Origin of the sequence: Cupriavidus sp. UYPR2.512 (assembly GCF_000379565.1) — a bacterium.
Taxonomy (GTDB): Bacteria; Pseudomonadota; Gammaproteobacteria; order Burkholderiales; family Burkholderiaceae; genus Cupriavidus.
In genome coordinates, this window is the sequence record NZ_KB903142.1 from 1 (window position 1) to 21,981 (window position 21,981).

Below are 21,981 nucleotides of genomic sequence, written 5' to 3' on the forward strand. Positions count from 1 at the left end.
ACAATTTCACGGGTGCAGTTGGTCGAACAGCAGCATGTCCAGGCGACAAACGATCGTCTTGTCGATCAAAGGGGCCCGCGTCACGGTGCGCCTAGTCAAGGCATATATGGAGAGTCGTCTCCTTCCCGGTGAGCGGGAGATATTCATCGCTCTATTAACTCAATACTCGCGTGCACTCGAAAAGTGCGGTGACGATGTCAAACAGCCGTCAAGTGTCGAATCGACTGAATCGACTGAGGAAGTGGATGAATTGTGACTCGCCGCCTTGCGCCAGAGCACAACTACGGAAATCTCATAACGGAGACTCAAATGAAAGCCGCAGTATATGTCCGCGTTTCGACGGACCGGCAGGCGGAAGAAGGCATGTCGATCGGTGACCAGTTAGCTGCCTGCAAAAAATGGTGCAAGGAGCACGGCCATACAGTCGTAGAGATTTTTCAAGATCAAGGTTCTGCATATTCTTTCGCAAAGACGAGACCTGAATTTGAACGAATGATTAATACCGCGCTATCCGACGAGAAGCAATTTGAGCTCATTGTTGTTCTTATGCAAAGCAGATTTTATCGCCGAAATGCAGAGCGGGAGATTTTAGAGCGAGAGTTAGAAAGCCATGGCGTTCGCGTCGTAACGCTTGGCCAACAACGTCCCGACGACGACTTGGGCGCGTTTATGGTGCGAAACTTTACTGGCGTGTTCGATGAAATCTCTAGCCGCGTAAGTGGGCAGCGCGTCGCGGAATGCATGATTGCAAACGCTAAGGCAGGCTACTTCAACGGATCTCTACCACCGTTCGGATATCAAACTCAGGCGACGAACATCCCCTCGCGCAGCGGTGTAAAGAAGATACTCATCGTCAACGAAAGTGAAGCGGAGGTAGTTCGCGAGATTTTCGCACTATCCCTGTCTGGGAAAAATGGATTGGTGATGGGCCTGAAACGGATCACGGAAGACCTGAACGAACGTGGGCTTTTGCACCGGGGCGTAACCTGGACAATGGGGCACGTGGAAAAGATCCTCAAAAATACTGCTTATATCGGAAGACTAGTTACATTTCAGCGAGACACCCAAAAAGGGGGCATGCATCCGCAGTCGGAGTGGGTTACTACAAACGTTCCCCCAATTCTAAATAAAAGCATCTTTGATGAAGTTCAAAAGAAACTGGAAAGCAGAAGGCCTCCCAACACGGAGGATCGCGCCGCCCAGGTTCCCACGTTATTGACAGGTTTGCTCGTGTGCAATATCTGCAAGAAGCGCTTTGCTGTTACTACCGGCAAATCCGGGAAATACAAATACTACAAATGCCAAACAAAGGTGAAGGTCAGTCCGAATGCGTGTGCCAGCCCCAATCTCCCTAAGGAAGAAATGGACAAGCTAGTTCTCCAGGCTGTTGTTAATCACGTACTTAATCCCGAGCGCATAATACTCATTTGCGAAGAGCTAGCGCAGATCTGGAAAGAGGTTAAAAAGCCAGACCCGAAACGCGTCCAAACTCTGCAGACGCGAGCGGGCACGTTGCGAGCGGCCTTAGGCCAGTTTTACAGCGGGGTATATGAGGGCCGCCTTGCTCTCGATTCCACATGCCAGGACTTCATCCGAGCAAAACAAAAGCAGCTCGAAGGCGTCGAGGAGGAACTGCGCGCGCTGAAAGCGAGGCTGCACCTGCCTCTTCTGAAATTCGGTCCAAGCCAGATTGAAAAATTTGTCGCAGCCGCAAAGGCTGCATTCCAAGATCCGACGACCCCACTTGCGCGGCAGTTCCTTCGGACGCTAGTGACAGACATTCGAGTTGATGCCAGGAAATGCCGTATTCGTGGCAACCGAGCCCAATTGGCGTCAGCCATTTCGCACTTCAAGGGGAAGCCCGGCGAGGTGCCCAGCGACGTATCAGATTGGCGCGCCCGGCTGGGATCGAACCAGCAACCCCTGCCTTCGGAGGGCAGTACTCTATCCATTGAGCTACGGGCGCACAGGACGGTTTTGCAACCGGTTTGTGGGTACAGCGGTTGCGGCGGGCGAGTGCCGCCGCAGGAAAGTCGCATAGGATACCGCTTTTGCCCCGCGCCGTCCATGCGGGCGCGCCATGGGCTTCAGGGAACGTCTCGCAACCGCCGCTTTTTGGCACTGGCGGGGGGCCTTTGGCGCTATAATCGCCAGCTATTTGCGTCAAATCGTGCCCGCCACACCGCCGGTGCAATGAGTCGACCGGGGTCAAGGCCGAGCGGCTTGTTGTCGGCGACAATCAGGCCCGGTCCGGGAGACAGTCCGCAGCGCGCAAATAGCGACAGACCCAAGTCAGGCAAGGGCCGCAGGCAGCACGGGCGGCCCGGATGGGGCCGGACCGCGGTCAGCGAATGACCAGGCCGGGCCAGAATAAGCAAGCCGAGCGTAAGCGGCCAGAAGGTTTCCTGCAAAACTGAGAGTTCTGTATGAGCGACGTCCACAACGAACACGACGAACACGAGTCTCCCATCAAAACCCCGAAGCAGCTGATCGCAGTCGTGGTCGCGGCTTTCCTGGTGCCGATCATCGTGATCATTCTGCTGGTCAACTTTGTCGGACACGGCTCGACTGAAAGCGCCGGAGCTGCCACCACGGCGGAAGCCGTCAACGACCGCATCAAGCCGGTCGCCTCGCTCGAAATCAAGGATCCCAACGCGCCGCGCGTCTTCAAGACGGGCGAGCAGGTCTATAAGGAAATCTGCGCCGCGTGCCACGCCACCGGCGCCGCGGGTGCACCCAAGTACGCCAACGCCGGCGACTGGGGCGCGCGCATCGGACAGGGCTTTGACGGCCTGCTGAAGTCGGTGATGAACGGCAAGGGCGCGATGGCCGCGCGCGCCGGCACCACGCCGGACGACTACGCCGACTACGAACTGGCCCGTGCCGTGGTCTACATGGCCGACGCCGGCGGCGCCAAGTTCCCGGAGCCGGCTGCCCCGCCTGCCGCCGCGCCGGCGACCGCCGCGGCCCCTGAAGCCGCCGCCGCACCGGCCGCTGCCGCGCCGGCACCGGCAGCTCCGGCTGCTGCGGCCCCGGCAGCTGCTGCCGCCGCACCCGCTGCTGCGCCGGCCGCTGCTTCGGCCGACGTGGGCAAGAAGGTCTACGAGCAGGTCTGCGCCGCCTGCCACGCCGCCGGCGTGGCAGGTGCGCCCAAGTTCGGCGACAAGGCCGCCTGGGCGCCGCGCCTGAAGGAAGGCATGGACGCGGTCCACAACTTTGCGCTCAAGGGCAAGGGCGTGATGCCGCCCAAGGGTGGCTACGCCGGCCCGGACGCAGACGTGATCGCCGCCTCGGACTATATGGCCAACGCCGCCAAGTAAGTCCGCCCGCACCAAACGAAAAGCCCGCGCACATTGCGCGGGCTTTTTTTCGTCCGTAGCGCCTGCGCGGCCGCTACACCACCCGCGAATACCGCGCCCGCGGCACAAAGCGTACCGGCTGCGCGCCATCGTTGGCGGCAGCGGCCTGGGCGGCAGGATCCGGCCGCACGGCATCCTCGCGCAGGTAGCGGTCGAACACCATCGCCACGCGCCGCACCAGCAGCCGGCCCAGCGGCGTCACGGTAATGCGTTCCGGCGCGCATTGCACCAGCCCGTCCGAGCCCAGTGCGGCGAGGTCGGCCAGCTCCGGCGCAAAGGCCGTGCTGAAGCGGATGCCGTGGCGCGCTTCCAGCGCCAGGATTTCGAGCACCCCATTGCACATCAGGTCGCCGATGATCTCGCGCCGCAGATGGTCGTCGGCGTTCATCGCCACGCCGCGCGCCAGCGGCAGGCGGCCGTGGTCGAGCGCGCCGTAGTACTCGTCCAGCGTGCGCGCATTCTGCACATAGCGCCCCGCGATCGCGCCAATCGCGGAAATGCCGAGCCCGACCTGGTCGTAGCCGGCATGCGTGGAGTAGCCCTGGAAGTTGCGCTGCAGCCGCCCTTCGCGCTGGGCCACGGCGAGGTCATCGTCGGGCAGCGCGAAATGGTCCATGCCGATATAGACATAGCCCTCGGCGGTCAGCCGCTCGATGGTGGAAACCAGGATGTCGAGCTTCTCGCCGGCGGGCGGCAGGGCGTTTTCGTCGATGCGGCGTTGCGGCTTGAACACGTGCGGCAGGTGCGCGTAGCTATAGACCGAGACCCGGTCGGGACGCAGCGCCAGCACCTGCTCGATGGTGCGGCCAAAGCGTGCCGCGGTCTGGTGCGGCAGGCCGTAGATCAGGTCCAGGCTGACCGAGCGGAAACCCAGCGCGCGCGCGGCATCCACCACGGCGCGGGTCTCTTCGAAGGGCTGGATGCGATGGATGGCCTGCTGGACCTCGGGATCGAAATCCTGCACGCCCAGGCTGACGCGGTTGAAGCCCAGTTCGGCCAGCAGCGCCATGCGGGCGTGGTCGACGCGGCGCGGATCGATCTCGATCGAATGCTCGCCCTCGGCCGCGAGCTCGAAATGCTCATGCAGCAGCGCCATCACGCGGCGCATCTCGCCGGGGTCGAGGAAGGTCGGCGTGCCCCCGCCCCAGTGCGACTGCAGCACCTGGCGGCGCGGCCCGAGCCGGCCTGCCACCAGCGCCATCTCGCGGCCCAGGTAGCTGACGTAGCGGGCGCTGCGGCCATGGTCGCGCGTGATGATCTTGTTGCAGCCGCAGTAGTAGCAGATGTTCTCGCAGAACGGGATATGCAGGTACAGCGACAGCGGTGCCGGCGCGTCGGCCCGGCAGGCGGCCAGTGCGTCGTGGTACAGCGACAGGTCGGGGCCGTTGCGGAAGCGGTCGGCCGTCGGGTACGAGGTATAGCGCGGGCCGTTGCCGTCGATGCGGCCGGCCAGCGCGCGGAAGTCGGACAGCGCGCGGCGGTCGGGCGCAGGGGAAGTCATGGCGGACGGGTTCATTGGGGGCGCGGGGGTATGGGTGGGCGACGGCCCATCGTAGGACTGCCCCGCCGCTGGCGCGTTGACCACCGTCAAGCGCGGGCATTGGACCTGCCGGCGACGCGCGGCGCCGAGGGGCGGCGGGCGTCACATTGGTGTCATGTGTGGCGGATACGCTGCGCGCCACCGCCGGCCCGCGCCTCACCTGCCCCTGCAATGCCAACTCCCGACCAGACTCCGACGTACCCGCCGTACCCACCGCTGCGCAGCCACCTGGCAGCACCAGCCCGGCAACGGCGCCGCCTGCTTGCCGCCGCCGGCGCGGCGCTGGCCCTGCCCGCCTGGCCAGCGCTGCCGCAGACGACGCAGGCAGCGGCGCGCCGCACGGTCGTGGTCGGCCACCTGCTCGACCGCGGCGGCGCGCAAGCCGACCTTGCGCGCGACTACCTGGCCGGGGCCAAGGTCATGTTCGACGCCGTCAACGCCGGCAGCGGCCCGGTGCGCATCGCGCACGTCGTCCGCGACGCCGATCCCGACCCGCGCCGCGCGCTGGCGCAGGCGGTGTCGCTGGCCGATACCGACCGCGCCGAGCTGCTGTTCGGCCCGGGCGACCGGCTGTTGCCGGCGCTGGCCGCATCGGCCGAGCTGAGCCGGCGCGGCGTGCAGATCGTGGCGCCGCTGTCGGGTCTTGGGCTGGCAGCCGACAACGTCTGGTTCACCCGCGCCGACTACCAGGCCGAACTGGACGCGGCGGTACGCCAGCTGCGCAGCTATGGCCTGACCAGCATCGCGCTGGCCCTGGCGCCGGACTTCGCGGCCCCGTCGCTGGCCCGGCTGGAGGCGCAGACCGGGACGCGCGCGGTGCCGCTCGATGCCAACCCCGATGCCGCTGCCCGGCGCATCGCCGCCACCCGCCCGGGCGCGGTGATCGTGGCGGGCGATACCCTTGCCTACGCCGGCCTGGGCCGCGCGCTGGCGGTGCAGGGCTGGTACGGTTTCCTGGTCGGGCTGTCGTCGGTCAGCGCCACCGCCGCGCGCGAGATCCTCGGTGCTGGCTACAACGGGGGCATGGTGCTGACCCAGATCGCGCCCGGGCCGCAACAGGCCACGCTGCGGGTGGTAAAGGAACACGTGGCGCGCATGAAGCAATACCTGGATGAGCCGCCGTCGCCGGCCACGCTGGCCGGCTATATCGGCGCGGCGTGGCTGGCGCGCGCGCTGGCCGGCCTGCGCGGCAGCGGCGCGGCCGAGATGCGGCGGGCGCTGCAGGGGCGCGTGGACGTGGGCGACTTTCCGCTCGACTTCACGCACGGGCAGCGCGGCTCGCAATACGTCACGCTGGCGGTGTCAGCCGCGCGGTAGGACAGGCGCGCGCGCAGGCCGCCTTCGGGGCGGTTGCTCAGGGTCAGCTCGCCGCCATGGCGCGCGGCGATGTCGGCCGCGATCGACAACCCCATGCCGACCCCCGCCGGTGGCGCGGCTGCGCGAGGACTCGACGCGGTAGAACGGCTCAAGTACGCGCGGCAGCTCGTCGGGCGGGATGCCGGGGCCGTTGTCGCAGATGTCGATCAGCGCGCGCTGCGGGCAGTCGGTCAGCACGGCACGCGCGCCTGCTGCGCGAGACTGCCGACGAAACCCCCGACGCGCCGCTGCGGCCGCGCGCGCAGGCCATGGACCGGCTGCGCGATGCACTGGAGCAGGACCGCCGCGCGCTGCGCGAACGCTGGCTGGCGCTGGACGACAGCCTCGACGCAGCACAACGGCGGCGCCTGCGCGCCTCGCCCGAAGCCGCGCGCTGGCTGGGCCTGCCGCCCGCGGGCGCGCTGATGCCGCCGCCGGGCGGACCGCAGCGGTAGGTTCGCAGCCGCCGCAAAAAAACGCCCTCGCACGCTTCACGCGCCGGGGGCCGAATAACAGGGAAGTTCCGAACGAGACGTCCGGCGCAGCAGGCAGACAGGGCGGGCCTGCCGCGGCGCCACCCGCGCAAACGGCGCGAGCAGCACAGCCGCCATACTAGGCACGTCCGCATCCGGCGTCTTGTCAGCCTGGTAGGCCTTTGTATCGGGACTGTAGCGCCGGTTCAGCCCGGGGCTGTCTTGGCGCCGGTTCCCAGCAGCGCCTTGAGCGCGCCGAGCCGGTCCTTGGGGCTCATCGCCGGGGTTTCATCCACCGGCGCAGGCGCTTCCTCCAGCTTCATCTCGCCGATAAAGCGCGAAGGCTGGCACGAGTAGGTCTCGCGCGCGCGCTTGCGCTTCTTGCACCAGCTGACATGCAGGCTGCGCTGGGCGCGGGTGATGCCGACATACATCAGCCGCCGCTCTTCCTCGATCTTTTCGTCGCTCATGTCCTCGTCTTCGCGGCAGTGCGGCAAGATGCCTTCTTCCACGCCGACCAGGAACACGTGCGGATACTCCAGCCCCTTGGACGCATGCAGTGTGGACAGCCGCACCGCGTCGGGATCTTCCTCGCGGCCTTCCAGCATGCTCATCAGCGCCACGGTCTGGGTCAGCTCGAGCAGGTTCTTGCCTTCGCTGCCGAAGCCGTCGGCATTGTCGAAGCCGGTGGCTTCCTCGCCCTCGGCGCCTTCGGGCTTGGTGCCCTTGCGCTTGAGCCAGTCCAGGAATTCCAGCGTATTGGTCCAGCGCGACTGCGCCTGCCGTTCGTCGAAGCTGTCATACAGGTAGGCCTCGTAGTGGATGCCTTGCATCAGGTCGTCCAGCACCACGGTGGCCGGATCCCTGGCCGCACGGTCGGCCAGCCGCACCATCGATTCGCAGAACACGCGCAACGGCTCCAGCTGGCGCGGCTGCAGCTTGCCTTCGATGCCGCCCATCATCGCGGCCTCGAACAGCGACACCTTGGCCTGGCCAGCAAAGGTGCCCAGTGCTTCCAGCGTGGTGTTGCCCACGCCGCGGCGCGGCGTGGTGATGGCGCGGATAAAGGCGGGATCGTCGTCGGGGTTGGCAATCAGGCGCAGGTAGGCGCAGATGTCCTTGATCTCGGCCTTGTCAAAGAAGCTCTGGCCGCCCGACAGCACATAGGGAATCCGTTCGCGCCGCAGGATCTGCTCAAACAGCCGCGCCTGGTGGTTGCCGCGATACAGGATGGCGTAGTCGCGGAACTGCGCGCGGCGCTCGAACTTGTGCGCGGACAGGCGGAACACCACCGACTCGGCCTCGTGCTCCTCGTCGTTCATCGGGTGGATGGCGATGGGGTCGCCCATGCCGTGCTCGCTCCACAGTTTCTTGTCGAACAGCTTGGGGTTGTTGGCGATGACCGCGTTGGCCGCTTCCAGGATGCGCACCGTGGAGCGGTAGTTCTGCTCCAGCTTGATCACCTTCAGGTCCGGGAAATCGGTCTGCAGCCCGCGCAGGTTGTCCAGCGTGGCGCCGCGCCAGCCATAGATGGCCTGGTCGTCGTCGCCGACCGCGGTAAAGGCCGGCGCGCGCAGGTGCGAGCCGCCCGCCAGCAGCTTGAGCAACTGGTACTGGCAGGCGTTGGTGTCCTGGTATTCGTCGACCAGGAAGTAGCGCAGGCGGTTCTGCCACTTGAGTTGCACGGTTTCATTGCGCGCGAACAGCTCGGCGGGCAGGCGGATCAGGTCGTCGAAATCCACCGCCTGGTAGGCGTGCAGCGTGGCCACGTAGTTGCGGTAGACCAGCGCGGCCTGGTGCTCGTCGGCATTGGCGGCCTGCGCGATCGCTGCCTCCGGATCGACCATGCCGTTCTTCCACAGCGAGATCGTGCCCTGCACGCCGCGGATCAGCTTCTTGTCGGTGGTGCCCAGCTGCTCCTGGATCAGGCCGAAGCAGTCGTCCGAATCCATGATCGAAAACTGCGGCTTCAGGCCGACGTGTTCGGCCTCCATGCGCAGGATCTGCACCCCGAGCGAGTGGAAGGTACAGACCGTCAGCTGCTTGAGCGGGATGCGCTTGCCCTCGCGCGTTGTCTTGCCCTCCATCAGCTTGCCGATGCGCTCCTGCATCTCCTTGGCGGCCTTGTTGGTAAAGGTGACGGCGGCGATATGGCGCGGCTCGAAACCCTTGTCCTCGATCAGATGCGCAATCTTCTGCGTGATCACCCGGGTCTTGCCGGAGCCCGCCCCGGCCAGCACCAGGCAAGGGCCGTCCAGGTAGCGGACGGCTTCGGATTGGGCGGGGTTCAGGCCATGGGTCATGCGAGGGATGCGGTTGGAGGCAGCGAAATCAGCAGGAACAGCGGAAGGCCAGGCGGGACACGCCAGCACCCCAAAACGGGCGCGGCGGCAAAGCTGGCGATGTTAACACGCTGGCCGCGGCAGGTCAGTCAGCGCAAACCGCGTTGACGGGGCCGGTTGTGTCACCGGCGTAACACTTCGTAAAGGCCGGAGCCAATCGCGCAAGCCAACGCTCTAACTGATATGTCCCCGGCCTGCGCGGCGGGCTTGACATGCTTAAATCATCACATCGGAGCCAATAATGAAAACCCTGCAGACTTTGACCAAGGTGACCCTGATCGGTGTGACCGTCGCGGCCTTTGCCGGTTGCTCGGACATGACCCCGAAGCAACGTAACACCGCCATTGGCGCAGGCGCGGGTGCCGTGGGCGGCGCCATCCTCACCGAAGGCAGTGCGCTGGGTACGCTGGGTGGCGCGGCCGTGGGCGGCGTGATCGGTAACGTTGTCACTGACGACAAGAAGAAGTAAGCCAGGCCGCCGCAGGTACGGCAGGCTCCTCCTGGCTGGTTTGACAAAGGCCGGGGCCTCCCGTACATTGCGCGCATCCGACCGGGAGAGCGCGCATCGCCTGCGCCGCCGAAGGGGTATCACCCGAAAACTCTCAGGCACCACGGACCGATCGGATCGGCATGCAATATGCACACGATGCATGCCGCACTCTGGAGAGCGGCACCCGCCATTCGTGGCGAGCGTGCCCACCGAAGGGGCGCACGAGGACGGGGTCCGATCAGGATCCGCCTTGTAATCTCTCAGGTATCGAGGACAGAGGGGTCATCCGCCGCAGCGGATTGCTACGCCACATTCAGGCGCGGCGAGCGTTGCGGCGGATGGCCCTTTTTTGTTTTCGCCAACCGAGACTGCCCCGAGGATTCCATGACGCTCCAGGCCACGCCCCTCAACGCCATCCACCGCGCCCTCGGCGCCCGCATGGTTGATTTCGGCGGCTGGGACATGCCGGTCAATTACGGCTCCCAGATCGAAGAACACAATGCTGTGCGCACCGACGCCGGCATGTTCGACGTGTCGCACATGTGCGTGGTCGACCTCACCGGCGCCAATACCCGCAGCTTCCTGCGCGGCCTGCTGGCCAACAATGTCGACAAGCTGCAGACCCCGGGCAAGGCGCTCTACGCCTGCATGCTCGATGAGAAAGGCGGCGTGATCGACGACCTGATCGTCTACTTTTTTGCCGAGGACCGCTTCCGCCTGGTGGTCAATGCCAGCACCGCGCTGGGCGACATCGAATGGATCCGCGCGCGCAATGCCGCCACCGGCAGTGATGTGACCATCACGCCGCGCCGTGAAGATGTTGCGCCTGCTGGCGTGCAGCCTCTGGCCATCGTCGCCGTGCAGGGGCCCAACGCCCGCGCCAGGGTGTGGAGTACCTTCCCCTCGACCCAGCCTTCGGACACGCTCAAGCCCTTCAACGCCGCCGTGGTCCAGGACCCGGCCATCGGCGAGATCATGGTGGCCCGCACCGGCTACACCGGCGAAGACGGCTTCGAACTGGTGGTGCCGGCCGAGAACGTTGCCGCTGTCTGGGAAAAGCTGCATGCCGCCGGCGTGCGCCCGGCGGGCCTGGGCGCGCGCGACACCCTGCGCCTGGAAGCCGGCATGAACCTGTACGGCCAGGACATGGATATCAACACCTCGCCGCTGGATGCGGGCCTGGCCTGGACGGTGGACCTGCAAAGCGAGCGCGACTTCACCGGCAAGGCGGCGCTGGCCGCGGCCGGTTCGCGCCAGCAATTCCTCGGCCTGATCCTGCGCGACAAGGGCGGCGTCCTGCGCGCCCACCAGAAGGTGATCACCGCGGCCGGTGACGGTGAAATCACCAGCGGCACCTTCAGCCCGTCGCTGTCCCAGTCCATCGCCTTTGCCCGCCTGCCGAAGGGTGTCGCCGTGGGCGATACCGTGCAGGTGGAGATCCGCGACCGCAAACTCAACGCGACTGTGGTTAAACTGCCGTTTGTGCGTAATGGCAAGGCACTCGTGAGCTGAGGCTCATACCAACGGTCGCCCTCGCCTGCCGGCGCTTTTCGCTACTTGCGCCGGGCAGGCATCACCCAACAAGAAACAGATCTGTATCCGGAGAACCTTCATGAATTTCCCCGCTGACCTCAAATACACCGAGTCGCATGAGTGGGTACGCGTCGAAGCCGACGGCACGCTCACCATCGGCATCACCGACCACGCGCAGGATGCGCTGGGCGACATCGTCTTCCTGGAACTGCCCGAAGTGGGCAAGTCGGTCGGTGCCGGCGACGCGCTGGCGGTAGTGGAATCGGTGAAGGCCGCTTCCGACATCTACGCCCCGGTGGCCGGCGAAGTGATCGCGGTCAACGAGGCCGCCACGGCCGCCCCGGAGAGCGTCAACGCCGACGCCTTCGACGCGTGGCTGTTCAAGCTCAAGCCGGCCAACGGCGACGACGTCAACGGCCTGATGTCGGCCGACGCCTACAAGGCCAGCGTCGGCGCCTGACGCCGGCGGCGCCGGTCCCTGCCGCTTGGCGGCGGACCGGCCACTGCAGACAGACGCGCGCCGTCCCGGCTGACCACCGGCCGGCGCGCACCCCACGAGGTTCTTGCCAAGGAACGCCCCGCTTCCCATGAACGCCGCCCAAGTGAACCGGCCCACGCTGGCCGAACTGGAGGCGCGCGACGCCTTCGCCGCCCGCCATATCGGCCCCGATACCCCCGAACAGCAGCACATGCTGAAGGTGCTGGGCTATGACAGCCGCGCCGCGCTGATCGACGCCGTCATCCCCGCCGCCATCCGCCGCCGTGACGGCATGCCGATGGGCGAGTTCACCGAGCCGCTGAGCGAGGAAGCCGCGCTGGCAAAGCTGCGCGGCCTGGCAGGCAAGAACCGCGTGCTGAAGAGCTTTATCGGCCAGGGCTACTACAACACCGTCACGCCCGGCGTCATCCTGCGCAATATCTTCGAGAACCCGGCCTGGTACACCGCCTACACGCCTTACCAGCCGGAAATCTCGCAGGGCCGCCTGGAAGCGATGCTGAACTTCCAGCAGATGGTCACCGACCTGACCGGGCTGGATATCGCCAATGCGTCGATGCTGGATGAAGGCACTGCCGCGGCCGAAGCCATGACGCTGCTGCAGCGCGTGAACAAGCACGACTCGAACACCTTCTATGTGGCCGACGACGTGCTGCCGCAGACGCTGGAAGTGGTACGCACGCGCGCGCTGCCGATGGGCATCGAGGTCAAGGTCGGCCCCGCCGCCGATGCCGCCGCGGCCAACGCCTTCGGCGTGCTGCTGCAGTACCCGGGCGTGAACGGCGACGTCAACGACTACCGCGCCATCGCCGCCGCCGTGCACGCCGCCGGCGGCCTGGTGGTGGCTGCCGCCGACCTGCTGGCGCTGACCCTGATTGCCGCACCCGGCGAATGGGGTGCCGACGTGGCCGTGGGCAATTCGCAGCGCTTCGGCGTGCCGCTGGGCTTCGGCGGCCCGCACGCCGGCTATATGGCGGTGAAGGACGCATTCAAGCGCTCGATGCCGGGCCGCCTGGTGGGCGTGACCATCGATGCGCAGGGCAACAAGGCCTATCGCCTGGCCCTGCAGACGCGCGAGCAGCATATCCGCCGCGAGAAGGCCACCTCGAACATCTGTACCGCGCAGGTGCTGCTGGCGGTGATGGCGTCGATGTATGCCGTCTACCACGGCCCTCAGGGCCTGAAGCGCATCGCGCAGCGCGTGCACCGCCTGACCGCGACGCTGGCCGCCGGCCTGCAGGCGCTGGGCTTCGCGCGCACCAACGCCAGCTTCTTCGACACGCTGACGCTGGAGACCGGCTTCAACACCGATGCCATCCACGCTGCCGCCACCGCGCGCGGCATCAACCTGCGCCATATCAGCGCCACGCGCGTCGGCATCTCGCTGGACGAGACCGCCAGCCGCGCCGACGTGGTCGCGCTGTGGGAAGTCTTCACGCAAGGCAAGCCGCTGCCCGCCGAACTGGACTTCGACAAGCTCGAGGCCGCCGCGCAGGACGCCTTCCCGGCGGCGCTGGCACGCGCCAGCGAATACCTGACCCACCCGGTCTTCAACACGCACCACGCCGAGCACGAAATGCTGCGCTACCTGCGCATGCTGGCCGACAAGGACCTGGCGCTGGACCGCACCATGATCCCGCTGGGCTCGTGCACGATGAAGCTGAACGCCACCAGCGAGATGATCCCGGTGACCTGGCCCGAGTTCAGCCAGATCCACCCGTTCGCGCCGCTGGACCAGACCGTGGGCTACCGCGAGATGATCGATCAGCTCGAGGCCATGCTGTGCGCCGCCACCGGCTACGCCGCGGTCAGCCTGCAGCCCAACGCCGGCTCGCAGGGCGAGTACGCGGGCCTGCTGATCATCCACGCCTACCACGCCAGCCGCGGCGAGAGCCATCGCGACATCTGCCTGATCCCGTCGTCGGCGCACGGCACCAACCCGGCGTCGGCGCAGATGGCCGGCATGAAGGTGGTGGTGGTGGCCTGCGACGAGAACGGCAACGTCGACCTGCATGATCTGGCGAAGAAGGCCGGGCAGCACAGCCAGAACCTGGCGGCGATCATGATCACCTACCCGTCCACGCACGGCGTGTTCGAGCAGGGCGTGCAGCAGATCTGCGAGATCGTGCACCAGCACGGCGGCCAGGTGTATGTCGACGGCGCCAACATGAACGCGATGGTCGGCACCGCCGCGCCGGGCCAGTTCGGCGGCGACGTGTCGCACCTGAACCTGCACAAGACTTTCTGCATCCCGCACGGCGGCGGCGGCCCGGGCGTGGGCCCGGTCGCGGTCGGCGCGCACCTGGCGGACTTCCTGCCCAACCAGGACAGCGTCGGCTACCGCCGCGACGACCGCGGCATCGGCGGTGTGTCGGCGGCGCCGTTCGGCTCGGCCAGCATCCTGCCGATCTCGTGGATGTATATCGCGATGATGGGCTCGGCGGGCCTGACCGCCGCCACCGAGAACGCGATCCTGGCGGCCAACTACGTGGCCAAGCGCCTGGCGCCGTACTACCCGGTGCTGTACACGGGCCAGCACGACCTGGTCGCGCACGAGTGCATCCTGGACCTGCGCCCGCTGCAGAAGGACACCGGCATCAGCAATGAAGACGTGGCCAAGCGCCTGATGGACTACGGCTTCCATGCCCCGACCATGAGCTTCCCGGTGCCGGGCACGCTGATGATCGAGCCGACCGAGAGCGAGGCCCTGCACGAGCTGGACCGCTTTATCGACGCGATGATCGCGATCCGCCAGGAGATCGGCCGCGTCGCCGACGGCACCTTCGACCGCGACGACAACCCGCTCAAGCACGCGCCGCACACGGCAGCGGTGGTGACCGCCAACGAGTGGACCCACCAGTACACGCGCGAGGAAGCTGCGTATCCGGTGGCATCGCTGCGCATGCAGAAGTACTGGCCGCCGGTGGGCCGTGCCGACAACGTGTACGGCGACCGCAACCTGTTCTGCGCCTGCGTGCCGGTCAGCGATTACGTGGTCGACTGAGGCAGCGGCCCGGGCGGGCAGCCGGGCGCTGCACTATGCTCAAACCAGACGGCGCCGCATGATGCGGGGCCGCTTCTGAGCGGAGGCTGCATGTGGAACCTGAGCGCCCCCTGGTGGGAATTCGTGCTGCGCGCGCTGATCGTCTATGGCGCGGTGCTGATCCTGTTGCGGTTGTCGGGCAAGCGCCAGATCGGGCAGTTGACGCCGTTTGACCTGGTGCTGCTGCTGGTGATTTCCAATGCAGTGCAGAACGCCATGAATGGCGGCGACAACTCCGTCGGCGCCGGGCTGATCCTGGCGGTGACGCTGGTCGGCGCCAACGCGATGATGGGCATCCTGACCTGGCGCTTCCGCAAGCTGGAGCTGCTGGTCGAAGGACGCCCTCAGGTGCTGATCCACGACGGCAAGGTCTACCGGGACGTGATGCAGCAACAGCACATCAGCTTTGAGGACCTGAACAAGGCCTTGCGCCACGCCGGCTGCGACAGCGTCCGGCAGGTCCATTTCGCCATCCTGGAGACGGACGGCACGGTCTCGGTCAAGCGGCGCGAGCACCCGCAGGGTGAAGCCCCCGCCCCCGCTGCGCCCACGATCTGGAGCCATCCCGGCATGGACGAGCCGGTCTGATTCTTCATCCCCCATAAGACGGCCAGAGCCCTGCGCGGGCCATCGATATTCTGGAGACTTTCCGTGGCAGTCAGCGTCTTCGATCTGTTCAAGGTGGGCATCGGCCCGTCGAGCTCGCATACCGTGGGCCCGATGCGCGCGGCCCTGATGTTTGCGCAGGGGCTTGAGCGCGACGGCCTGCTGCCGCAGGTGGCAAGCGTGCGGGTCGAGCTGTACGGCTCGCTCGGCGCGACCGGCAAGGGCCACGGCACCGACAAGGGCGTGATCCTCGGCCTGATGGGCGAGGCCCCCGACACCATCGATCCCGATTCCATCGACAAGCAACTGGCCACGCTGCGCGCCAGCCGCGAGCTGTCGCTGCTGGGCAAGCACATCGTGCGCTTCGTCGAGAAGGAACACATCGCCTTCTACCGCCGCGAGGCCATGGCCGAGCACCCCAACGGCATGAAGTTCCATGCCTTCGATGCCGGCGGCGCCTCGCTGCGCGAGGCACGCTACCTGTCGGTCGGCGGCGGCTTCGTGGTCACTGCGGGGGCACCCAATAGGCAGGTGCTCAACGCCGCGCAACAATTGCCGCACCCGTTCCGCAGCGGCAAGGACATGCTCGAGATGGCCAGCGCCAGCGGCAAGAGCATCGCGCGGCTGATGATGGAAAACGAACTGACCTGGCGCAGCGAGGAAGACGTCACCAGCGGCCTGCTGCATATCTGGGATGTGATGCAGGCGTGCGTGGCGCGCGGCTGCCGCACCGATGGCGAGCTGCCGGGCCCGTTCAGGGTCAGGCGGCGCGCGCCGGAACTGTTCCGCAGCCTGACCGAGCGCGCCGAGCGCACGCTGTCGGACCCGCTCTCGGTGATGGACTGGGTCAACCTGTATGCCATCGCAGTCAACGAGGAAAACGCCGCCGGCGGGCGCGTGCTCACGGCGCCTACCAACGGCGCGGCCGGCATCATCCCCGCGGTGCTGCACTACTACGACCGCTTCGTGCCGGGCGCCAACCAGCAAGGCGTGGTCGACTTCCTGCTGACCGCGGGTGCGATCGGGCTGCTGTACAAGCTCAATGCGTCGATCTCCGGCGCCGAGGTCGGCTGCCAGGGCGAAGTCGGCGTAGCCTGCTCGATGGCCGCCGGCGCGCTGGCGGCGGTGCAGGGCGGCAGCCCGGCGCAGGTCGAGAACGCTGCCGAGATCGGCATGGAGCACAATCTCGGCCTTACCTGCGACCCCGTAGGCGGGCTGGTGCAGATCCCGTGCATCGAGCGCAACGCGATGGCCTCGGTCAAGGCAGTCAATGCGGCACGCATGGCGCTGCGTGGCGACGGCACCCACTATGTCTCGCTCGATTCGGTAATCAAGACCATGCGCGAGACCGGGGCCGACATGAAGACGAAATACAAGGAGACAGCGCGGGGTGGGTTGGCGGTGAATATCGTGGAGTGCTGACAACCTGCTGCCCGGCGGCATGGCGCGGCGTATCATGGCGGCGTTCCCCGATCGCAAAAGAAGAGGACAGCGATGCAGACCTTCCACCAGTTGTTCGACGAAACCTCGTCCACCTTCACCTACCTGCTGATCGACGCCGCCACGGGGGACGCGCTGCTGATCGACCCGGTCGACCACCAACTCGAACGCGACATGGCGCTGCTGCAAGACACCGGCGCGCACCTCGCGTGGGTCATCGAGACCCACGCCCACGCCGACCACATCACCTCGGCCGGCCACCTCGCGCTGCAGACCGGCGCGCACACGGCAGCCCCGTCCGGCTGCGATATCAAGCCCGCCCAGAAGCAGCTGATCGACGGCGATACTGTCGCCTTCGGCAAGCAGGTGCTGCGCGCCATCCATACGCCGGGGCACACCGCCGGCAGCATGAGCTACCTGTGGGAAGAGCCCACGCCCGACGGCGTCGTGCGCCGCATCTTCACCGGTGATGCCTTGCTGATCGACGGCTGCGGCCGCACCGACTTCCAGTCGGGCGACGCCGGCACGCTCTACGACAGCCTGACCAGAAAGCTCTTTGCGCTGCCCGATGACACGCAGGTCTACCCGGCCCACGACTACAAGGGCCGTACCTCGTCCACCATCGGCCAGGAGCGCGCCCACAACAGCCGCGTCGCCGGCCGCACGCGCGAAGAGTTCATCGAGATGATGCGCAACCTGAACCTGCCGCGCCCGAAGCTGATCGATGTCGCCGTGCCGGCCAACCAGCGCCTGGGCCTGCGCGACGGCGAAAGCGTGCCGCACGGCGCCTGAGGTTTTCCCAACGTTAGGAGTTCTTGCATGTCCACATACACCGCAGAGGTCCTGTGGCAACGCGACGGGCAGGATTTCGCCGGCAACCGCTACAGCCGCAGGCATGTGCTGCGCTTTGACGGCGGCGCGGAAGTACCGGGATCGTCGTCGCCCCAAGTGGTGCCATTGCCGATGTCGGATGCGAGCGCGGTCGATCCCGAGGAGATGTTCATCGCCTCGCTGTCCAGCTGCCACATGCTGTGGTTCCTGTCGCTGGCGGCGAAGCAACGCTTCGTTGTCGACCGCTACCTCGATGCGGCCACGGGTGTGATGGCAAGAAACGCGGACGGGCAGATGGCGATGACCTTGGTGACGCTGCGGCCGCAGGTGACGTTTGGCGGCGAGCGGGAGCCCTCGCGCGAAGCGCTCGATGCCCTGCACCACGCCGCGCATGACGCCTGCTTTATCGCCAACTCGGTCAGGACCGAGGTGCGCTGCGAACCGGTGTTCGCCGGCGCCTGAGCGCGTTGCCATGCCTGCCATCGTCCCGGCACCGGCGCCAGCGCATCTGGTGTCGCCGCGAACTCAATCGGTTCGCCGCAGGGTGCTGCGCTGGCTCGGTGCGGGACTAGTCCTGCTTGGCGGAATCAGCATGCTGCAGGATCACTTCCTCTACTTCCCGGATAAGGCGTCGGTCGATGACATGGTCTCGCCCGGGCTGCGCGCCTGGCCGGGGCCGCAGGACTTTCGCGGACTGGTCGCCGAGCCGGCCGGGCCGGCGCGCGCCACCGCCATGGTCTTTCACGGCAACGCGGGGCACGCCGGGCATCGCGACTACTACGCCAGCGCGCTGACGAAGCTGGGCATTCGCGTGATCCTGGCCGAGTACCCCGCCTACGGCCCGCGCACCGGCGCGCTGGGTGAGCGCAGCTTCGTGGCAGACGCAGAACAATCCATTGCGCTGGCCCGGCGCCAGTTCGGCGGCCCGCTGCTGCTGATCGGCGAGTCGCTGGGCGCGGGCGTGGCCGCAGCGGCCGCGGCGCGCCAGCGAGAGCGCGTCGCCGGCGTGCTGCTGATCACGCCGTGGGACAAGCTTGCGCATCTTGCCTCGCATCACTATCCCTGGCTGCCGGCCGGCTGGGTGCTGCGCGACCGCTACGACAGCGCGGCCAACCTGGAAGGCTTCGGCCGCCCGGTGATGGTCGCGGTCGCCGAACGCGACACCATCGTACCGGCACGCTTCGGCCAGGCGCTCTATGCGTCGCTGGGCGAACCCCGGCGGCTGGCGGTGATCGACGGCGCCGGGCATAACGACTGGACCGGGCATGTCGATACGGCCTGGTGGCAGGAAGCGGTCGCGTTCCTGCTGTCCCCGCCACCCACCACAAACAAATAACATCAGGCCGTCAAAACGCTGATTTGACTTACCCCTGCGGGCCGCAAATACTGGCTTTCACAGAACGGCTCGCCACTTGCGCACCGGTCGGTGCGTCCAGCGTCGCGTAGCCGACACCACCCGTGGGGGAACATCATCATGAAGCAATGCCAGGATCGCAAGCTGTGCCGTGGCCTCGGCGTACTGGCCGCGGCCGTCGCGCTAACGCCGGCGCTATTCCCGGCCCACGCCATGGCGCAGAACAAGCCGATGGCCTATCCGGCCAAGGGCCAGAGCCAGCAACAGCAGGCCAGCGACGACGGCGCGTGCTACAGCTGGGCCAAGCAGCAGACCGGCGTGGATCCGGCACAGGCCGCCAACGCCCCGCCGCCGGCCCAGGCGCAGAGCGGCCAGCGGGTGCGGGGTGCGGCGGGCGGCGCCGCGACGGGTGCCGTGGTGGGCGCGATGGCAGGCGATGCCGGCAAGGGTGCGGCGGTCGGCGCTGCAGCGGGTACGGTGGGAGGCGGCGTAGCGCACCGCCAGTCGCGCCGCCAGGCGAACGCGGCCAACCAGCAGGCGGCGGCCAATACCAGCCAGGCGATGGGCTCGTACTACCAGGCCTGGGGCGCCTGCATGCAGGGGCGCGGCTACAGCGTCAAATAAGACAGAGGGCAGCTCGCCGCCGGCTCAGGAAGCCCACCGGTCACACGCCTTGCGCACCGTTTCACGCTGGCTGCGCGCATCGGCATCGACCTGGCGCAGCCACTCGGCATCGCCGTCGCGGCGCTCGGCCAGCGCGCGGATATTGGCCAGCGCCTCCAGCGAGCCGAGTGCCTCGGCGTGTGGCACCAGCGCGTCGCAGATCGACAGGATATGGTCGGCGATCGGCATGCGCGTCAGTTCGTTGGGATGCACGTACTCCCCCTCCAGCCCGAAACGGCAGGCCTGGAAGCGGTTGAAGGTGTACACCAGGTAATCGTCTTCCTGCGGCATGAAGGGGCGCGACAGCAACAGGTAGCGCGCCAGCATCTGGATATAGGCGGCGATATCGCAGGCGCGCTGCACCGTCAGCGGCGTGTCCATGACGCGGACCTCGATGGTGCCGAACTCCGGCTTGGGCCGGATATCCCAGTAGAAGTCCTTCATGCTCTCGATCACGCCGGTATTGCGCATCTTCTCGAAATACGCGGTGAAGGCGTCCCACGTCAGCAGGAACGGCGCACGCCCGCTCATCGGGAAGGCCGCGACCGAGTTCAGCCGCGCCGAGGCAAAGCCGGTATCCACGCCCTGCACATAGGGCGAGGATGCCGCCAACGCGACAAAGTGCGGCACATAGCGGCCGATGGCATGCAGCAGGAACAGCGATTCGTCGGCGCTGGGGCAGCCGATGTGCACGTGCTGGCCGAACACCGTGAACTGCTTGGCCAGGTAGCCGTACAGCTCCGAGATGTACTGGTAACGCGGTGAATCCGAGATGGTACGGTCAGCCCATTGCTGGAACGGGTGGGTGCCGCCGCCGGCAATGCCCAGGTTCAGCGGGCGCGACGCCGCCACCATCAGGTCGCGCATCACGGTCAGTTCTTCCAGCGCCTGCTGGTAGCTGTGGCAGATCCCCGTGCTGATCTCGATCATCGACGGGCTGATCTCCGGCTTGATATCGCCGGCATGTTCGGCGCCCTTGAGCGCGCGCAGCAGGTCGGGCGCGAATGGCGCCAGGTCATAGTCATGCCGGTTGACCAGCTGCAGCTCCAGCTCCACGCCAAAGGTCAGTGCCTCTGAGTGCTTGAACGGTTCGAGCGACATTAGCGCCCTCCTCCATTGGCTCGCTGGTCAACGCGGACTTCGCCCGCGTAGCGCAGCGCCCAGGCCGCGATCACCGGCCCGAAAAGTTGTTCGATCGCCAGCGCGCACAGGATGATGGCGGCCAGCGGCTGGCCGGTTCCCGGGTAGAGGCGCGCGACGTCGTGCATCAGCAAGTAGGCCAGGCCCGACATCGGCGCCAGCGCCAGCCCCAGCGCCATGCACTGGCGCAGGCTCAGGCCCGAGAACGAGCCCAGCGACACCACCCCGGCCAGCTTGGCGGCATGGCGCAGCAGCACCAGCACGATGGCGTAGACACCACCCACGGCCCAGTCCTGCGCCGTCAGCGGCAGGCCCAGTGACACCACCATCACGATGATCAGCAGGCTGCCCGCGCTGCCGAAGTGCGGCGGCCACACATGTGGCTGGTTGTCCTGGTGCTTGAACACCACGCCGGCCAGCATCAGCGTCAGCGGCATCGACAATTTTAGTACCCGGGTCAGCGCCAGCGTGAACAGCACCAGGCCCACCAGCACCAGGAAGCTGTAGTGGTCGTCGGCCGACATGCGGTCATAGATGGCATGGCCGAGCTTGCCCACCACCCACGCCAGCAGGCAGGAGCCCACCAGCAGATACAACGGGTGCAGCAGCGCGGCGCCCAGGTTGCCGTATTCCGAGTGTAGCCAGCCGGTGGCCACCTGCACGATCGTCGCGGCGTAGATGCTGTTGAGGGCTGCCATCGCCAGCAGGCGTTCGGTGACCTGTCCTTCGGCGCGCAGTTCGTTCTTGAGCTGCAGCACGATGGTCGGCGAGGTGCTGACCGCAATGCCGCCGGCCAGGATCGCCACGCCGGGCGAGGCCCCGATCCACTGCAGCACCGCCGCTACCAGGCCCCAGGTCAGCAAGCTTTCAAAGGCGCTGGTCAGCAGCAGCCAGGGATTGGCGCGCAGCCAGGTCAGCGAGAGGCGATGCCCGAGTTCGAACAAGGCCAGCGCCAGCGCCATATCGATCAGGATACGGGTCTGGTTGATCATGTTCTCGTCGACGATGCCGCGCCCCAGCATGCCGGCGCAAAGCCCCGCCGCGGCATACCCGACGATGCGCGGGCAGCGCAGCCAGCGCCGGCTCAGCTCACCGGCCAGGCCGGCGCCGACCAGCGCCAGCCCGACCCAGAACAGGCCGCCGGGCGCGAGCGGGAGGCTTGGAAAAAGTTGGCTCAGTCCATTCATGGCGACATGGTAATGTAAGCACTTCACAATCCATGTCAGTGATTGTCCGACACCGCACAAAACACGCGCGCAACTTCTGTCATCTGCATGTAAAAAACGCCATCTCCAGATGGCGTTTTTTACATCCC

Annotated in this window: 18 protein-coding genes, 1 tRNA gene, 2 pseudogenes and 2 riboswitches; of the genes and pseudogenes, 15 read left to right on the forward strand and 6 right to left on the reverse strand. The window is 66.7% G+C overall.

Annotation, left to right across the window (positions count from 1 at the left end):
- A partial coding sequence (locus A3A5_RS45100; RefSeq protein ID WP_035813556.1) for a hypothetical protein occupies positions 1-256 on the forward strand: 256 nt, incomplete at its 5' end.
- A 53-nt stretch (positions 257-309) separates the two neighbouring features.
- A pseudogene (locus tag A3A5_RS45785) lies at positions 310-1,377 on the forward strand (recombinase family protein); the annotation flags it as partial.
- A 513-nt stretch (positions 1,378-1,890) separates the two neighbouring features.
- Here the strand turns inward: A3A5_RS45785 and A3A5_RS0123525 are convergent.
- Positions 1,891-1,966 (reverse strand) — tRNA-Arg (locus A3A5_RS0123525).
- A 460-nt stretch (positions 1,967-2,426) separates the two neighbouring features.
- Between A3A5_RS0123525 and A3A5_RS0123530 the strand changes: the two genes are divergently transcribed.
- Positions 2,427-3,320: a cytochrome c5 family protein gene (locus tag A3A5_RS0123530; protein ID WP_018312947.1), complete on the forward strand. Its 894-nt coding sequence runs from the start codon at positions 2,427-2,429 to the stop codon at positions 3,318-3,320.
- Positions 3,321-3,393: 73 nt separating this feature from the next.
- Here A3A5_RS0123530 and hemN read toward each other — a convergent pair whose 3' ends face one another.
- On the reverse strand, positions 3,394-4,875 hold the full coding sequence (gene hemN, locus A3A5_RS0123535; RefSeq protein ID WP_026201044.1) for an oxygen-independent coproporphyrinogen III oxidase: 1,482 nt from the start codon (positions 4,873-4,875) through the stop codon (positions 3,394-3,396).
- 195 nt (positions 4,876-5,070) lie between these two features.
- On the opposite strand from hemN, the gene A3A5_RS0123540 reads away from it, so the two are divergent.
- A complete protein-coding gene (locus tag A3A5_RS0123540) occupies positions 5,071-6,216 on the forward strand; it encodes an ABC transporter substrate-binding protein (RefSeq protein WP_018312949.1) in 1,146 nt (381 codons plus the stop codon).
- Between the two features lie 2 nt (positions 6,217-6,218).
- Here A3A5_RS0123540 and A3A5_RS42135 read toward each other — a convergent pair.
- Positions 6,219-6,462: pseudogene (locus A3A5_RS42135) on the reverse strand (ATP-binding protein); the annotation flags it as partial.
- Between the two features lie 62 nt (positions 6,463-6,524).
- On the opposite strand from A3A5_RS42135, the gene A3A5_RS0123545 reads away from it, so the two are divergent.
- A complete protein-coding gene (locus A3A5_RS0123545; RefSeq protein WP_018312950.1) occupies positions 6,525-6,710 on the forward strand; it encodes a hypothetical protein in 186 nt (61 codons plus the stop codon).
- A 224-nt stretch (positions 6,711-6,934) separates the two neighbouring features.
- On the opposite strand, the gene A3A5_RS0123550 is transcribed toward A3A5_RS0123545, so the two are convergent.
- Positions 6,935-9,031 carry a UvrD-helicase domain-containing protein gene (locus A3A5_RS0123550; protein ID WP_018312951.1) on the reverse strand — a complete coding sequence of 699 codons (2,097 nt, stop codon included), beginning with the start codon at positions 9,029-9,031 and terminating at the stop codon, positions 6,935-6,937.
- 280 nt (positions 9,032-9,311) lie between these two features.
- Here A3A5_RS0123550 and A3A5_RS0123555 point away from each other — a divergent pair, with 280 nt between their 5' ends.
- From A3A5_RS0123555 to A3A5_RS0123600, 10 genes are all read left to right on the forward strand, one after another.
- A complete protein-coding gene (locus tag A3A5_RS0123555) occupies positions 9,312-9,539 on the forward strand; it encodes a glycine zipper 2TM domain-containing protein (protein WP_018312952.1) in 228 nt (75 codons plus the stop codon).
- A 72-nt stretch (positions 9,540-9,611) separates the two neighbouring features.
- A riboswitch (glycine riboswitch) is annotated at positions 9,612-9,699 on the forward strand.
- 21 nt (positions 9,700-9,720) lie between these two features.
- Positions 9,721-9,847: riboswitch (glycine riboswitch) on the forward strand.
- A gap of 97 nt (positions 9,848-9,944) precedes the next feature.
- On the forward strand, positions 9,945-11,072 hold the full coding sequence (gene gcvT / locus A3A5_RS0123560; protein WP_018312953.1) for a glycine cleavage system aminomethyltransferase GcvT: 1,128 nt from the start codon (positions 9,945-9,947) through the stop codon (positions 11,070-11,072).
- Positions 11,073-11,172: 100 nt separating this feature from the next.
- Positions 11,173-11,553 carry a glycine cleavage system protein GcvH gene (gcvH, locus tag A3A5_RS0123565; RefSeq protein WP_010812169.1) on the forward strand — a complete coding sequence of 127 codons (381 nt, stop codon included), beginning with the start codon at positions 11,173-11,175 and terminating at the stop codon, positions 11,551-11,553.
- Between the two features lie 127 nt (positions 11,554-11,680).
- Positions 11,681-14,593 (forward strand): aminomethyl-transferring glycine dehydrogenase, encoded by a 2,913-nt coding sequence (gene gcvP / locus A3A5_RS0123570; RefSeq protein ID WP_018312954.1) that lies wholly within the window; start codon positions 11,681-11,683, stop codon positions 14,591-14,593.
- Positions 14,594-14,683: 90 nt separating this feature from the next.
- A complete protein-coding gene (locus A3A5_RS0123575) occupies positions 14,684-15,220 on the forward strand; it encodes a DUF421 domain-containing protein (RefSeq protein WP_018312955.1) in 537 nt (178 codons plus the stop codon).
- A 63-nt stretch (positions 15,221-15,283) separates the two neighbouring features.
- A complete protein-coding gene (locus tag A3A5_RS0123580) occupies positions 15,284-16,660 on the forward strand; it encodes an L-serine ammonia-lyase (protein WP_018312956.1) in 1,377 nt (458 codons plus the stop codon).
- Between the two features lie 72 nt (positions 16,661-16,732).
- On the forward strand, positions 16,733-17,470 hold the full coding sequence (locus A3A5_RS0123585; RefSeq protein WP_018312957.1) for an MBL fold metallo-hydrolase: 738 nt from the start codon (positions 16,733-16,735) through the stop codon (positions 17,468-17,470).
- 27 nt (positions 17,471-17,497) lie between these two features.
- Positions 17,498-17,971, forward strand: a complete 474-nt coding sequence (locus A3A5_RS0123590; RefSeq protein ID WP_018312958.1) for an OsmC family protein — start codon at positions 17,498-17,500, stop codon at positions 17,969-17,971.
- Between the two features lie 10 nt (positions 17,972-17,981).
- On the forward strand, positions 17,982-18,845 hold the full coding sequence (locus A3A5_RS0123595; protein WP_026201045.1) for an alpha/beta hydrolase: 864 nt from the start codon (positions 17,982-17,984) through the stop codon (positions 18,843-18,845).
- A 138-nt stretch (positions 18,846-18,983) separates the two neighbouring features.
- The gene (locus A3A5_RS0123600) at positions 18,984-19,487 is read left to right on the forward strand and encodes a YMGG-like glycine zipper-containing protein (RefSeq protein ID WP_018312960.1); all 504 of its coding nucleotides are present in this window, start codon (positions 18,984-18,986) and stop codon (positions 19,485-19,487) included.
- A 24-nt stretch (positions 19,488-19,511) separates the two neighbouring features.
- Here the strand turns inward: A3A5_RS0123600 and A3A5_RS0123605 are convergent, their stop codons facing one another.
- Together A3A5_RS0123605 and A3A5_RS0123610 are read right to left on the reverse strand one after the other, a co-directional pair.
- A complete protein-coding gene (locus A3A5_RS0123605) occupies positions 19,512-20,627 on the reverse strand; it encodes a YbdK family carboxylate-amine ligase (RefSeq protein ID WP_018312961.1) in 1,116 nt (371 codons plus the stop codon).
- Positions 20,627-21,853, reverse strand: coding sequence for a cation:proton antiporter (locus A3A5_RS0123610; RefSeq protein WP_018312962.1), 1,227 nt, complete (start codon positions 21,851-21,853; stop codon positions 20,627-20,629). Before A3A5_RS0123610 ends, A3A5_RS0123605 begins: the two co-directional genes overlap by 1 nt.
- Positions 21,854-21,981 lie beyond the last annotated feature (128 nt).